Source organism: Luteibacter sp., assembly GCF_036499525.1.
Taxonomy (GTDB): domain Bacteria; phylum Pseudomonadota; class Gammaproteobacteria; order Xanthomonadales; family Rhodanobacteraceae; genus Luteibacter.
The window spans coordinates 1-15729 of record NZ_DASYDO010000016.1 but is presented as its reverse complement, the minus strand read 5'-3'; the positions used below and the strand labels follow the sequence as shown (position 1 = coordinate 15729).

The window sequence follows — 15729 nt, the reverse complement described above, 5'->3', positions numbered from 1 at the left end:
CCATGGCCACGCGCAATAAGAAGAAAACGGTCGCTCCCGATTTCTCGAACGATCCGCTCTGGTACAAGGACGCGATCATCTACCAGGTGCACCTGAAGTCGTATTTCGATGCCAACGACGACGGCGTCGGCGACTTCCAGGGCCTGATCGACAAACTCGAATACATTGCAGAGTTAGGCGTGAATACGCTCTGGCTGCTGCCGTTCTACCCGAGCCCGCGCCGCGACGATGGTTACGACATCGCCGAGTACAAAGCGGTGCACCCGGACTACGGCAAGCTGGCCGATGCGCGGCGCTTCATCGCCGAAGCCCATGCCCGCGGCCTGCGCGTCATCACGGAACTGGTCATCAACCATACCTCGGACCAGCATGCATGGTTCCAGCGGGCGCGCCATGCCAAGAAAGGCTCGGCGGCGCGCAATTTCTATGTCTGGTCGGATACCGACCAGGCCTACGACGGTACCCGCATCATCTTCCTGGATACGGAGAAGTCGAACTGGACCTGGGATCCAGTGGCCGGCCAGTACTTCTGGCATCGTTTCTTCTCGCACCAGCCGGACCTCAATTTCGACAATCCTGCTGTATTGAAGGCGGTGTTGGACGTGATGCGCTTCTGGCTCGACATGGGCGTGGACGGGCTTCGCCTGGACGCCGTGCCGTACCTGATCGAGCGCGAGGGAACGAACAACGAGAACCTTCCGGAGACGCACGCTATCCTGAAGCTGATGCGCGCCGAAATCGACCAGCATTATCCCGATCGTATGCTGCTGGCCGAGGCCAACCAGTGGCCCGAGGATACACAGGATTATTTCGGCGACGGCGACGAATGCCACATGGCGTTCCACTTCCCGCTGATGCCGCGCATGTACATGGCGATCGCACGCGAAGACCGCTTCCCGATCACCGACATCATGCGGCAGACGCCGGCCATTCCGGATAACTGCCAGTGGGCGATCTTCCTGCGCAACCACGACGAGCTGACCCTCGAGATGGTCACCGACAGCGAGCGCGACTACCTCTGGCAGACCTATGCCGCCGATCGCCGGGCGCGCATCAACCTGGGCATCCGACGCCGCCTGGCGCCGTTGCTGGAACGCGACCGCCGCCGCATCGAACTGATGAACGCGATGCTGCTGTCGATGCCGGGCACGCCGGTGCTGTATTACGGCGATGAGATCGGCATGGGCGACAACATCCATCTCGGCGATCGTGACGGCGTGCGTACGCCCATGCAGTGGTCGGTGGATCGCAACGGCGGGTTTTCCCGCGCCGATCCGGCCAGCCTCGTGCTGCCGCCGATCATGGACCCGCTGTACGGCTTCCAGGCGATCAACGTGGAGGCACAGTCGCGCGACCCTCATTCGTTGCTCAATTGGACACGGCGCATGCTGGCCGTGCGCAAGCGCTACAAGGCATTCGGCCGTGGCACGCTGAAGTTCCTTTATCCGGGCAACCGCAAGGTCCTTGCCTACTTGCGCGAGTACGACGGCGAACACGTGCTCTGCGTGGCGAACATGTCGCGTGCGCTGCAGGCCGTGGAGCTCGACCTGGGCGCGTTCGACGGCAATGTGCCGATCGAGATCATGGGCGGTTCGTCGTTCCCGCCGATCGGCCAGTTGCCGTACCTGCTCACCGTGCCGCCCTACGGCTTCTACGCCTTCCAGATCTGCCCGAACGCGCAGATGCCTACGTGGCATGAGGTGCCCGCCGAGCCGATGCCGGACTACGAAACGCTGGTGCTTCGTGGTGCGCTCGTCGACGGGCCGGTGATGGCGCACCACCGCGGTGTGATCGAGAAGCAGGTGTTACCGGGTTACCTGGCCGTCCGCCGCTGGTTCGCCGCCAAGGATCGCGGTATCGACTCGGTAAAGATCCTCTACGCGGTGCCCTGGCCGGATCGCGGCGACGACCTGATCCTGACCGAGGTGGAGGCGACGCTCTCCGACGGTGGAAAGGAACGCTATAGCCTGCCGGCGGGCATCGTCTGGGAGGACGAGAGCCCCACGGCGAGGGCCCAGCAACTGGCCCTGGCGCGCGTGCGCCGTGGACGCCGCATCGGCCTGTTGACCGACGGCTTCGCGCTCGAAGCCTTCGCCAGCGGGCTCCTCATCGGTCTGCGCCAGAACGCCGAATTGCCGGTGCACGGTGGCGCGGTGCGCTTCGAGACCACCACCGCGTTCGCCGGGGTCACCTTCGTCCACGATATAGAAAACCGCTGGCTCACGGCCGAGCAATCGAACAGTTCGATGGTCCTGCACGACGCCGGCGTGGTGAAGCTGTTCCGGCGCATGTCGGCGGGCGTGAACCCCGAAGTGGAGATGGGGCGGTTCCTTACCGAGAACGGTTACGCGAACACCGCGCCGCTGCTCGGCGAAGTGGTCCGCGTGGGCGAACACGGCGAGAGGACCACCCTGGCCGTCTTGCAGGGCTTCCTGCGCAACCAGGGCGACGCCTGGGCCTGGACGCTGGACTTCCTGCGCCGCAGCTACGACGAGTTCAGCCATGCCGGCGACGACGAGCGGAAGGCGGAACTGGAAGCAGGCTACGACGCCTTCGCCGCTGCGGTGGGCACCCGCCTCGGCGAATTGCACGCCTTGCTGGCGAAGCCGAGCGACCTCCCGGCGTTCTCGCCGGAATCCGCGGTCGGCGCCACGGTGGAGCAGTGGCGCGAAAGCATCCGTACCCAACTGGGACGGGCGCTCATGTCCGTCGACTCGACGGGGGAGATGGCGGAGCCGCTCGCCGCGGACGTGGAAGCCCTGCGCGGACTCGCCGGCGCGTTGGACGAGCGCATCGGCAAGCTGGCCTCGGCGGGGCAGGCCGCGTTGACGACACGCACGCATGGCGACTTCCACCTCGGGCAGGTGCTGGTAGTGCAGGACGACGCGTACATCATCGACTTCGAAGGCGAGCCCGCACGGCCGCTCGAGGAGCGTCGTGGCAAGACCTCGCCACTGCGCGACGTGGCTGGCTTCCTGCGCTCGCTGGACTACGCGGCGGCCATGGCCCGCCGCGGCGAGGACGGCCTCGCACCGGTGGAGGACGAAGGTTTCGGCAACTACCTTGCGCGCTTCCGCACGCGTTCGTCGAGGGTGTTCCTTGAGGCTTATACCGCCGTGCTCGACGAGGCATCCGTGCGCTGGATCGATACCGATGCCCTGGCGCCGGTGCTCGAACTGTTCGTCATCGAGAAGGCCGCCTACGAAATCGTCTACGAAGCCGCCAACCGCCCTGGCTGGCTCGACGTGCCGTTGCGCGGCCTGCTGCAGATCGCGCGCGGCGAGATGGCGAATGAACGGGAGGAGGACTTGTGACCGATCCACGCACCTACGGGCTTTCCGATGCCGCCGCGATCGACGCGCTGGTCGACGGCCGGCACGGCGATCCTTTCGCGCTGCTCGGGCCGCACCACGTCGACGGCCGTCGTGTGGTACGCACTTTGCAGCCCGGTGCCCGCAGTGTCGAACTGATCGATGCGCAAGGGCGTGTCATCGGGGGTGAATTGCAACGCGTGCATGCCGGCGGTCTCTTTGCGGGATTCGTCGACGGGGACGGCAGCTATCGCATACGCGTGCACTGGCCAGCGGCCACGCATGACACGCACGACGCCTACGCTTTCGGCACGTTGCTCGGCGACGAGGACCTGCGCTTGCTCTCCGAGGGAACACACATCGAGTTGTTCCGTTGCCTGGGCGCCCATCCCGTCGTGGTCGACGGCGTGCATGGCGTGCGTTTCGCGGTGTGGGCGCCCAATGCCAAGCGGGTGAGCGTCGTCGGCGACTTCGACAGCTGGGACGGCCGCCGCCATCCGATGCGCAAGCGCGCGCCGGCCGGCGTCTGGGAGCTGTTCGTGCCGGGCCTGCTGCCGGGTGCGCGCTACAAGTACGAGGTATGGGGCGCCGACGGTTCGCTCACGCAGCGCGCCGATCCCGTGGCGCTTTCCTCGGAACTGCCGCCCGCGACGGCATCGATCGTCGCCGATCCAACGGCCTTCCACTGGACAGACGACGACTGGCTGCGCCGCCGCGGCGCCTTGCACCATGCGGGATCGCCACTCTCTATCTACGAACTGCATGCCGGATCGTGGCTGCGCGGCAACGACGGTCACGACCTGCACTGGGACGAACTCGGCGAGCGCCTGATTCCCTACGTGGCAGGCATGGGCTTCAGCCATATCGAACTGTTGCCGATCTCGGAGCATCCCTTCGGCGGTTCCTGGGGCTACCAGCCGCTGGGCCAGTTCGCACCGACCTCGCGCTTCGGCACGCCGGACGCCTTCGCCCGTTTCGTCGATCGTTGTCACGAGGCCGGCATCGGCGTGATCGTGGATTGGGTGCCCGCACATTTTCCGACCGACATTCATGGCCTCGCGCATTTCGATGGCACGCCGCTCTATGAGCACGCCGACCCACGCGAGGGCTTCCACCAGGACTGGAACACGCTGATCTTCAACCTCGGTCGCAACGAGGTGTCGGCATACCTGATCGCCAGCGCGCTGGCCTGGCTGGAGCGCTTCCACGTCGATGGCCTGCGCGTGGACGCGGTGGCGTCGATGCTCTACCGCGATTATTCGCGCAATCATGGCGAGTGGGTGCCGAACATCTACGGCGGCCGCGAGAACCTCGAATCCATCGCCTTCCTGCGCCGGGTAAACCAGCTGGTGGCCGAACGCCATCCTGATTGCATGACCATCGCCGAGGAATCCACCGCATGGCCCGGCGTGACCCAGCCGGTGGAGCAGGGCGGACTGGGCTTCACTTTCAAATGGAACATGGGCTGGATGCACGATTCGCTGGAATACATGTCGCGCGATCCGATCCATCGCCGCTGGCACCACGGCGAAATGACCTTCAGCATGGTCTATGCATATGCCGAGAAGTTCGTCCTGCCGCTGTCCCACGATGAAGTGGTGCACGGCAAGCGCTCGCTGCTGGGGCGCATGCCCGGGGACGAGTGGCAGCGCTTCGCGAACCTGCGTGCCTATTACGGTTTCATGTGGGGCCACCCGGGCAAGAAGCTGCTTTTCACAGGCGGCGAAATCGCCCAGCCGCATGAGTGGAACCACGACACTCAGATTGCCTGGGACCTGCTCGACCATCCCTTGCATCTGGGCGTGCAAAAACTCGTTCGCGACCTCAATCGCACCTACGCGGCCACGCCAGCGCTTCACGCCTGGGATGCCGATCCACGGGGTTTCCGCTGGGTGATCGGCGATGACGCCGGCCAGAGTGTATTCGCATGGCTGCGCTTCGCGGAGGGCGGGCGGCCCGCGCTGGTGGTCAGCAACATGACGCCGGCCGTGCGGCACGGATTTCGTATCGGCATACCCGATGGTGGCCGTTGGCGCGAGGCCATCAATTCCGACGCGACGGAGTATGGCGGTTCGGGCATCGGCAACGAAGGCGAACGGCATGCGCAGGCGGTTCCTGCGCATGGCTTCGAGCACTCGCTGATGCTCAGCCTTCCACCGCTCTCCACCCTCATTTTCGTCGCCGACTGACGAGGAGTACGAATGCCCGCCTTACCCGAACGCATGCAGTCCGGCTCGTCGTATCCTCTCGGCGCCACCTGCGACGGCATGGGTACCAATTTCGCCGTGTTCTCCGCCCATGCGGAACGCATGGAACTGTGCCTTTTCGATCCATCCGGCAAGCGCGAGATAGCCCGCTACGACCTGCCCGAGTGCACCGACGAGGTGTGGCACGGCTACCTGCCGCGTGTTCGTGGCGGCACGCTTTACGGTTTCCGCGCACACGGCCCCTATGCGCCGGAAGAAGGCCATCGCTTCAACCCGAACAAGCTTCTACTCGATCCTTATGCGCGGTTGTTGCACGGGCAGGTGCGCTGGTCGGACGCCTTGCACGGCTATCGCGTGGCCTCGTCGCGTGCGGATCTCTCGTTCGACCGGCGCGACAGTGCCGCCGCCATGCCGAAAGCCGTCGTCGTGGACGAGCCGATGCACTGGACCTACGGCAACCGCCCGCACACGCCGTGGAACGAGACGGTGGTTTACGAAACACATGTGAAGGGTTTCACGCGCACGCTGAAGCGGATTCGCCAGCACGAGCGCGGCACCTTCCTCGCACTGGCCGATCCCTACGTCATCGATTACCTGGTGAGGCTGGGAGTGACCGCGGTGGAGCTGCTTCCAGTGCACGCCTTCGTGCAGGACCGCCGCCTCACCGAGATGAAGCTGCGCAACTACTGGGGTTACAACACCCTGGCGTTCTTCGCTCCGGAACCGGGCTATCTTGCCGAGGGCGCGCTCAACGAGATCCGCGCCGCGGTGCAGGCGCTGCACGCCGCCGGCATCGAAGTGATCCTGGACGTGGTCTACAACCATACCTGCGAGGGCAGCGAACTCGGCACGACGATGTCGTTCCGTGGGCTCGACAACAAGAGCTACTACCGGTTGATAGCCGACAACCCGCGCTACTGCATCAACGACACCGGCACAGGAAACACGGTCAACACGTCGCATCCGCGCGTGCTGCAGCTGGTGATGGATTCGCTGCGTTACTGGGTGCAGACCTTCCACGTGGACGGGTTCCGTTTCGACCTGGGCGTGAGCCTCGGTCGCGAGGAAGCAGGGTTCGATCCCAACTGCGGCCTGTTCGATGCCATGCGCCAGGACCCCGTGCTAGCCAATGTGAAGCTGATCTCTGAGCCCTGGGATATCGGCCCCGGCGGCTACCAGCTCGGCAACCACCCGCCGGGCTTCGGCGAGTGGAATGGCCAGTTCCGCGACGACATCCGCAAGTTCTGGAAGGGCGATCCTGCCATGCGCGGCGTTCTTGCGGGGCGGTTGCAGGCTTCGGGCGAACTCTTCGACCATCACCGCCGTCGTCCTTGGGCGTCAGTGAATTTCATCACCGCGCATGACGGATTCACCCTGGAAGACCTGGTCAGTTACAACGACAAGCACAACGAAGCCAACGGCGAAGAGAACCGCGACGGCGGCAACGATAACGAGAGCTACAACTACGGCGTCGAGGGTCCGACCGAGGACGAGGCCATCCGCACGGAACGCGACCGCGTGAAGCGTGCGATGCTGGCCACGTTGTTCTTCTCCCACGGCACGCCGATGATGCTGGGCGGGGACGAGTTCGGGCGCACGCAGCTGGGCAACAACAACGCCTATTGCCAGGACAACGAGATTTCATGGTACGACTGGAAGCTGGCCACTTCCGATCGCGGCAGGGAGCTCGCCGACTTCGTCGCGCGGTTGATCCGCCTGCGCGAACAGCATCCTACGTTGCGCGCGGCGCACTTCCTTCGCGGGGACACGGAGGTGGTCCCGGGCATGCGCGAGGTGATGTGGTTCGACGAAAGCGGCACGGAGATGACCCAGGCGACCTGGGGCTACACGGAGGGCCGCCTGCTGGCCTTGCGTCGCGTGCAGGCGCAGGGCGAGAAGCGCGCCGACACGACCTTGGTAATGATCAACGCCACGCCGGAAAAGCACGTGTTCCACCTGCCGCAGCCGGCGGCGAACTGGCGGCTTGCCTGCAATACCGCGGCGCCGGCCGCGCCGGAAATCGCGTGGAGCGAATCTACGATCGAAGTGGAAGGCCGCAGCGTGGTTCTCCTGGCCGCGACGGTGAGGACGGAGCCCGCATGAACCAGGGTCAGGCCCACGCGATGCCCTACGGGTTCAAGCCCCTGGGCGATGGCCGCATACGCTTCCGGCTATGGGCACCGGACCGCGAGTCGGTGTCGATCGAATGCGACAATGGCCACGAAGCCACGATGCGCGCGCTCGACGATGGCTGGTTCGAATGCGTGTGCCCGGTCGACGTGGGCACAGCCTATCGATTCCGCCTCGACGATCGCCTTGTGGTGCCCGATCCCGCATCACGCCGGCAGTTGGGCGGCGACGTGCACGGTTACAGCCTCGTCACCGATCCCCTGGCGTATCGCTGGCGCCATGCGGGATGGAAAGGGCGCCCGTGGCACGAGGCAGTGATCTACGAACTCCACGCGGGTGCGCTCGGTGGTTTCCACGGCGTGGAAATGGTACTGCCGCATCTGGCATCGCTCGGTATCACCGCGGTCGAACTCATGCCGATCGCCGAATTCCCGGGCGAGCGCAACTGGGGCTACGACGGCGTGCTGCCGTTCGCCCCGGCTGCGGCCTACGGTTCGCCGGACGACCTGAAATCGCTGGTCGATACCGCGCACGGCCTCGGCCTGATGATCTTCCTCGATGTGGTCTACAACCACTTCGGCCCGGACGGAAACTACCTCGGCGCCTATGCGTCGCCGTTCTTCGACGAATCCGCGCATACGCCCTGGGGCGCGGCCATCGGGGTGGCGACGCCGCAGGTGGGCGATTATTTCGTGCACAACGCCCTGTACTGGCTGGAGGAATTCCAGTTCGACGGCCTGCGCTTCGATGCCGTCCATGCTATTGGCAATCCCGGTTGGCTCGCCGCGCTGGCGGGGCGCGTCCGTGCCGCGACGGGTCCCGACCGGCATGTGCACCTCGTACTGGAGAACGAAGCCAACCAGGCACACCTCCTGGGCCGCGGGCGTTTCGACGCGCAATGGAATGATGACTTCCATAACGCGCTGCATGTGCTCCTCACCGATGAGCATGAAGGTTATTACGCGCATTACCGGCCGCCGATGGAGAAAATGCTGCGGACCCTGACCGACGGCTTCGCCTTCCAGGGCGAGACGATGGGCGGGCGCCGACGCGGCGAACCGAGCAGCGCGCTGCCGCCGGCGCGCTTCGTCAATTTCCTGCAGAACCATGACCAGGTAGGCAATCGCGCGTTCGGCGACCGCTTGAGCACCCTGGTGGGCCCCGAAACCATGGAGGCGGCGCTGGCGCTGCTCCTGCTCGCTCCCTTCGTGCCGATGTTGTTCATGGGCGAGGAATGGGCGAGCCGCACGCCATTCCTGTTCTTCACCGATTTCTCCGACGACGACTTGCGCGCCGCGGTGCGCGACGGCCGGCGAAAGGAGTTCGAGGCCTTCACCGGTTTCACCGGGGAAGATATTCCAGACCCGAACGCGTACGACACGTTCACCGCGTCCATTCCCATTCGCGACGAGGCGGCGGGCGAACGGCGCCGTGCGCTGGTGCGCGAGCTGATCATGCTGCGCCAGCGGCATGTGGCAGCGCATATCGAGAACGCGCGCACCCTCGGTGCCGGGCCGCTGGGTGCACGCGCGTTCGTCGCCGCGTGGTCGCTTGGGGGCGGGTCGCTCACTTTGTTCGTCAACCTCGGCGACATGGATGTCGCCGTAGAACGACCACCGTCCCCTTCCGCTGCGTGGCTTCACGGCGATGCAGCCGACGTCGCTTCCGTTTCACGCGGCCTGCTTCCGGCACGCCGTACCCTTGCCTGCCTGGAGTCCTGACGCTGTGAATGCACCCCTCCACGATCGCCTCGCACTGTTGGCCGAACGGGCCGGCATCGACGTGCACTGGCGTGACGCGCTCGATCGCCCGCAGACGACGCCGGCGGACACCTTGCGCGCGGTGCTGCGGGCATTGGGCCTTCCGGCCGATCACGCGGACGAGGTGGAGGACAGCCTGCGGCGGATCGACGAGGAGCACAGCGGCGTCCGGCTGTCGCGGGTGCTCACCGCCGACGCGGGAACGCGTATCGAGGTTCCAAGGTTGCCTCGCGCAAGGCCATGGAAAATCGAGGCGGGCGATGCCACGCCGGTGAGTGAGGGTGTCTTGCCTTCCGGAGAAGCCGCCATCGCCGTCCCGTCGCTGCCCGGCTACTACACGCTATCGCTGGACGACGAACGGACGACCCTCGCGGTGGCGCCGCCGCGGACCTTCGGCGTACGCGACGTCACGACGGCATGCCGTCGTCCCTGGGGCATGGCCGTGCAGCTATCTGGCCTGCGCCGTCCCGGCGATGGCGGTATCGGCGATTTCACCGCGCTGGAAATCTGCGCGAAGGCCGCGGCGGAGAAGGGTGCCGACGCCCTCGCGATCAGCCCCCTGCATGCGCTGTTCGCGGCCGCTCCCGAGCGCTACAGCCCGTATGCGCCGTCGAGCCGGCTGTTCCTCAACGGGCTGTACATCGATCCGGCCCGGACCAGCGGCGAACAGACGGTGCGCGCGGTGATCGATTCGCACAACCTGCGCCAGGAACTCGCCGAGCTGGAATGGCTGGACCTGATCGACTGGCCGCGCGCCGCGCGGGCACGCATGACCATCCTGCGCTCGATTTTCGAGGGCGCCTCGGCCGATCTGGCGCATTCGGAACGCTTCATGGCCTTTCGCAACGAGCAGGGTGACCCGCTCGAGCGCCACGCGCGCTTCGAGGCCTTGCATGCCGACTTCACGGCGCACGGGCGCCCTGGTGGATGGCAGGGCTGGCCCGCGGAATTCCACGACCCTGCCAGTTCCGCGGTGACGGCTTTCGCGCGGGAGCATTCGCGCGAGGTGGCCTTCCATGCATGGCTGCAATGGCTTGCCAGGCAGGGGCTGGAGGGCGCGCAGAAAGCGGCGCGCGACGCGGGCATGGCCATCGGGTTGATTGCCGATCTGGCCGTCGGCGCCGATTCGGGCGGCAGCCATGCCTGGGCGCACCAGGCCGAGGTGTTGACGGGAGTTTCCGTGGGCGCACCGCCAGACGCGCTGAACCGTCTCGGCCAGGACTGGGGCCTGACGACCTTCTCTCCGCGCGGCCTGCGCGAGACCGGCTTCCGCGGTTTCATCGGCATGCTGCGCGCCGCACTCGCCCATGCGGGAGGTGTGCGCATCGACCACGTGCTCGGCCTGAAGCGGTTGTGGATGGTGCCGCATGGTGCGGGTGCGACCGAGGGTGCGTATGTGCGCTATCCGTTGACCGACATGCTGCGGTTGATCGCGCTCGAGTCGCACCTGGAGCGCGCCATCGTCATCGGCGAGGATCTCGGCACGGTGCCATCCGATTTTCGCGACACCATCGCCGAAAAGGGCGTGCTCGGCATCCGCGTGCTCTGGTTCGAGCGGGCTGCCGACGGCGGATTCACCACACCGAAGGATTGGTCGGACAAGGCCATGGCCACGACGAGCACGCACGACGTGCCGACGGTCGCCGGCTGGTGGAGCGGGCGCGACGTCGAATGGCGCAAGCGCACCGGGCTCGACGATCCGGCCGTGAACGAGGTGGCACGGCGCGAGCAGGAGCGCTTGCAGTTGTGGCGCGCTCTGTTCGCCTCCGGCTCGGCGTGGAACGAGGACTCGCCCCCCGCCCCGGACGAAATTTCGCCGGTGGTGTGGGCGGCCGCGCACCATGTTTCGCTGGCACCGGCGCCGCTGGCGATCTTCCCTGTGGAGGACATTCTGGGCCTGCACGAACAACCCAACCTTCCGGGCCCGACCGACGCGGTGCATCCCAATTGGCGCCGGCGCATGCCGGACACGTCGTCGCGACTTTTCGACGGTCCCATCGCCCACGCCGTGTGCGCCACCATCGACCAGACGCGGAATCGCGGATGAGTCCGCCGCGTGCCCTCGCGCGCCTGCAGTTCCATGCAGGCTTCACGCTGGACGATGCCGTAGACGTGGTCGGCTACTACGCACGCCTTGGCATCAGCCACCTATACGCCTCGCCGATCCTGCGCGCCCGTGCGGGATCCACGCACGGTTACGACGTGGTCGATTGCAACGAGGTGAATCCGGAAATCGGTGGCGAGGAAGCACTGCGTCGCCTGGTCGCGAGCCTGCGTTCGCGTGGCATGGGTCTCGTGCTTGACATCGTGCCGAACCACATGGGCGTGGGCGTGGAGAACGCATGGTGGATGGACGTGCTTCGCCACGGCCGCGAGAGCCGCTACGCGGGCTATTTCGACATCGACTGGCAGGCGCACGATCCGCTTCTGCGAAACCGCCTGTTGTTGCCTATCCTCGGCGCCGGTTACGAGGCGACGTTGCGCGAAGGCCATCTTCGCCTCGCGCGGCGGCGCGACCAGTGGATGCTCCGCGTCTACGACGACCACCTGCCGTTGTCTCCTGCGTCGGTGGCGGACCTCGACGACGGCGCGGTGGGTACGCATGATCCATCGACGGATGAAGGCAGGGCGGCGCTGCACGCGCTCATCGAACGGCAGCACTACCGCCTGGCGTTCTGGAAGCTGGCCAGCGACATGGTCAACTACCGTCGTTTCTTCGACATCAACGAGCTTGCCGGCCTGCGCATCGAGCGCACCGCGGTGTTCGAGGACACCCACAAGACGATCTTCCGGCTGTATGCCGAGGGGCTGATCGACGGCGTCCGTTGCGACCATGTGGACGGCCTTGCCGACCCGCGCCGGTATTGCCGCCAGCTGCGTCATCGCCTGGAGCGCCTGCGATCACAGCGGCCCGCGGGGGCCCTACGCGACGCGGCCTACGTCGTGGTGGAGAAGATCCTCGCGAGCGACGAGTCGCTGCGGCTCGACTGGCGCACCGACGGCACTACCGGCTACGAGTTCATGGACCAGGTGTCGGCTGTGCTCCACGACGACACCGGTGAAGGCCCGTTGACGGAACTATGGCGCAAGCTCACCGGCGAAAGCGCGGATTTCGGAACGCAGGCGGTGCGCGCGCGGCGGCAGATCCTCGTCGACAGCTTCGAGTCGGAACTGGATCGCACGGCGCGCGCGTTGTTCGCCGCCGCGCGCGCCGATGTCGCCACGCGCGACGTATCGCTCGCCGCGATCCGCCGCGTGCTAGTGGAACTGCTGGTGCACTTTCCCGTCTATCGCACCTATGCGGGCGGCGCCGGGCGCGACGCGTACGACGAAATGATGTTCGCGCGGGCCGTGGAAGGCGCCTTGCGCACCATCAGGCTTGAGGATGTGGAGCTCCTGCACCTCGTCGCCGGATGGCTTGGCGGCGAGGCGCCGCGCTCGCTGCCCCCGGGGGCGGTGCGACGAGCTCGCGAGCGAGCGATGGCGGTGTTCCAGCAGGCCACGTCGCCGGTGGCCGCGAAGGCCGTGGAAGACACCGCCGGTTATCGCTACGGCCGGCTGCTGTCGCGCAACGAAGTGGGCGTCGACGCGGCCCGGCTCGCCATGGCGCCGGAGGAATTCCACCGGCGCTGCGTGGAGCGCGCCGCTACCTTGCCGCATAACCTGCTGGCCACGGCCACGCACGACCACAAGCGCGGCGAGGATCTGCGGGCTCGTCTCGCGGTTCTTTCGGAAGTGGCCGGACGCTGGGTGGTGACAGTCGAGCGCTGGCGCATGCGCCATGCCGGATTCCGCCGGCGCACCGAGGACGGCCGGATGGCGCCTTCCGCGGCGGATGAGCTCATGCTCTACCAGATGCTGGTGGGCGCGTGGCCGCTGGGGCTGGCGCCGGACGACGAGGAGGGCGTGGAGCGCTTTGTCACGCGGATCGCCGCCTGGCAACGCAAGGCGCTGCGCGAAGCCAAACGCTGGACCCGCTGGACCTCGCCGAACGAACCCTACGAGGATGCTTGCGAAGACTTCCTGCGCAGCCTCATGTCGAGCGAATGCGGTCCCGAGCTCGCCGCCTTCGCCGCCTACATCGCCGTGCCCGGTGCGGCGAACGGGCTGGCACAGACCGCCCTGCGGCTGACGACGCCGGGCGTTCCCGATCTCTACCAGGGCACCGATTACTGGGATTTCAGCCTGGTCGACCCGGACAACCGCCGGCCCGTCGACTTCCTCGCCCGGGCCGCGTCCCTCGAACGGGATGCAACGCCCGCGGATGCGCTGGCCAACTGGCGCGACGGATCGATCAAGCAGGCGACGATTGCCCGCCTGCTGCGTCTGCGCAGGGACCACCCGGACCTGTTCGCCCGCGGTACCTACCGGCCGCTGGTGGCCTCCGGCCCGGCCGCGGACCACGTGCTGGCTTTCGTGCGCGAGCACCGGGGGCAGAAGCTCGTGGTGGCGGTAGCGAGGCACACCGCGGAATGGCTGGCCGGGTCGGACGCACCCGCCATCCCGGCAACTCGCTGGGCAGGGACCTCTCTCATCCTGCCCAAGGGTCACTGGCACGACGTGCTCGGCGCCGGCCGCCTGCGCGGGGAAGACTGCCCCGTCGCCGACCTCATGGGCGAACTCCCCGTCGCCGCCTGGTTCGTAGGAGCGCGCCCTGCGCGCGACATCGTTTGAGGCCAAGCCTGGGAGCTGGCGCGCAAGTTCGTGGGCAGTGGCGAAAGGCTGTCGTACCCGACGCGGGCATAAGCGCGCAGGGCGCTCTCCTGCGAGGGTCACCGCGTGGCTCAGCCCTCCAACGACTTCACCAGCGCGACGTAATCGCGCATGGCCACCTCGGTCGGGGTGCCCTTTAGCGTGGCCCAGGCTTCGTACTTGGCCGTGCCCACGAAATCGAAGAAGCCCGGCCTGTCCCCATGGACGTCGCCTTCGGAGCCCTGCTTGTAGAGGGCATAGATGCGCAGGAGGGTGTCGTTGTCCGGTCGATGCCCGAGGCGGCCCAGGTCCAGGTAGGCCTGCTCGAACTGGCTCCGGAGGTCGTCGGACATGGAACGTATCAACCGTGGCGCGGGAGTTGGGGGCTTGTAGCATGGCTCCCGGAGACTGTCCATCGGCCGGGACCCGAGCCCAACGCGATATCATGCGGGTTTCGCGAACGAGGTTGATCCCATGGCCCATCCGGCAGCCGTCCCCGTCCTGACCATCGACGGCCCCTCCGGCTCCGGCAAGGGAACCATCAGCCGCCTCGTGGCGGAGCGCCTGGGCTGGCGACTGCTCGATTCCGGCGCCCTGTACCGCGCCGTGGGCTATGCGGCGGGCGAAGAGGGCATCGACCTGTCCGACGCCGAGGCGGTCACCCGCTGTGCCCGGATGGTGAAGATCCGCTTCCAGCCCAGCCCCGACGGCGGGGAAACCCGGGTCCTGGTCAATGGCCACGATGCCACCGACGAACTGCGCACGGAAACGGCCGGTGCGGCCGCCTCGGCCATCGCCGTGATCCCTTCGGTCCGCGAGGCCCTGGTGGACCTCCAGCTCGGTTTTCGCAAGGCGCCGGGCCTGGTGGCGGACGGGCGGGACATGGGGACGGTGATTTTCCCCGAGGCCGTCCATAAGTTCTTCCTCACCGCCAGTGCGGTCGAGCGTGCGAAAAGGCGCTATAAGCAGTTGAAGGATAAGGGACTGAGCGTTACACTTGCCGTCCTTCAGCGAGAGATCGAGGCGCGCGACGAACGGGACGCGTCGCGGCCGGTCGCCCCGCTGAAGCCCGCCGAAGGCGCCGTGGTCATCGATACCACAGGCATGCCGATCGACGAGGTGGTGGCGAAAGTTTTCGCCGTGGTGCGTCCGTAAGGCGCATCTCGGCATCGGTGTCCGCGCAGTGGGCGCGGGCTCTTGGCAACGGTGCAGGGGAGCCTACCCGGGTATCTCCGCGCGCCCTCTACCGGCGGGTCCCCCGTCCGTCTGCGATCAAGAAGGTACGCAGGCAGCGGGTACGACCTTTCATAACCCTGGAATCAACATGACTGAAAGTTTTGCCGAACTGTTTGAACAGAGCCAGCAGGCCATTTCCAAGCTGAAGCCCGGCTCCATCGTCACCGGTATCGTTGTGGAAATCCGCAACGACGTGGTGGTGATCAACGCCGGCCTGAAGAGCGAAGGCATCGTCCCCATCGAGCAGTTCAAGGACGAGTCCGGCGCGCTGGAAGTGGAAGTGGGCGACGAGGTCAAGGTCGCGCTCGACGCGCTCGAAGACGGCTTCGGCGAGACCAAGCTCTCCCGTGAGAAGGCCAAGCGTTCGATGGTGTGGGACGACCTCGAGCAGGC

General features: G+C 66.6%; 9 protein-coding genes. 8 read left to right on the top strand and 1 reads right to left on the bottom strand.

Annotation, left to right across the window (positions count from 1 at the left end):
- Positions 1-2: 2 nt before the first annotated feature.
- Genes treS through treY form a run of 6 tightly spaced genes read left to right on the top strand, consistent with a single transcriptional unit; the run spans position 3 to position 14082 of the window.
- Positions 3-3314, top strand: coding sequence for a maltose alpha-D-glucosyltransferase (treS, locus tag VGM71_RS02675; protein ID WP_331542251.1), 3312 nt, complete (start codon positions 3-5; stop codon positions 3312-3314).
- Entirely contained in the window at positions 3311-5500 is a 2190-nt protein-coding gene (gene glgB / locus VGM71_RS02670; protein WP_331542250.1) for a 1,4-alpha-glucan branching protein GlgB, read from the top strand. The genes treS and glgB overlap by 4 nt, the downstream gene beginning before the upstream one ends.
- Before the next feature lie 12 nt (positions 5501-5512).
- Positions 5513-7621, top strand: a complete 2109-nt coding sequence (gene glgX / locus VGM71_RS02665; protein WP_331542249.1) for a glycogen debranching protein GlgX — start codon at positions 5513-5515, stop codon at positions 7619-7621.
- Complete coding sequence (gene treZ / locus VGM71_RS02660; protein ID WP_331542248.1) at positions 7618-9369, top strand: malto-oligosyltrehalose trehalohydrolase; 1752 nt, start codon at positions 7618-7620, stop codon at positions 9367-9369. The genes glgX and treZ overlap by 4 nt, the downstream gene beginning before the upstream one ends.
- A 4-nt stretch (positions 9370-9373) precedes the next feature.
- Complete coding sequence (gene malQ / locus VGM71_RS02655; RefSeq protein WP_331542247.1) at positions 9374-11455, top strand: 4-alpha-glucanotransferase; 2082 nt, start codon at positions 9374-9376, stop codon at positions 11453-11455.
- Entirely contained in the window at positions 11452-14082 is a 2631-nt protein-coding gene (gene treY / locus VGM71_RS02650; protein WP_331542246.1) for a malto-oligosyltrehalose synthase, read from the top strand. The genes malQ and treY overlap by 4 nt, the downstream gene beginning before the upstream one ends.
- 110 nt (positions 14083-14192) lie before the next feature.
- On the opposite strand, the gene VGM71_RS02645 is transcribed toward treY, so the two are convergent.
- Positions 14193-14453 carry an acyl-CoA-binding protein gene (locus tag VGM71_RS02645; protein ID WP_331542245.1) on the bottom strand — a complete coding sequence of 87 codons (261 nt, stop codon included), beginning with the start codon at positions 14451-14453 and terminating at the stop codon, positions 14193-14195.
- A gap of 121 nt (positions 14454-14574) precedes the next feature.
- On the opposite strand from VGM71_RS02645, the gene cmk reads away from it, so the two are divergent.
- Both cmk and VGM71_RS02635 read left to right on the top strand, forming a co-directional pair.
- Positions 14575-15255, top strand: a complete 681-nt coding sequence (gene cmk / locus VGM71_RS02640) for a (d)CMP kinase (RefSeq protein WP_331542244.1) — start codon at positions 14575-14577, stop codon at positions 15253-15255.
- Positions 15256-15424: 169 nt separating this feature from the next.
- Positions 15425-15729: S1 RNA-binding domain-containing protein (locus tag VGM71_RS02635; RefSeq protein WP_331542243.1), on the top strand; the 305-nt coding region annotated here is incomplete at its 3' end.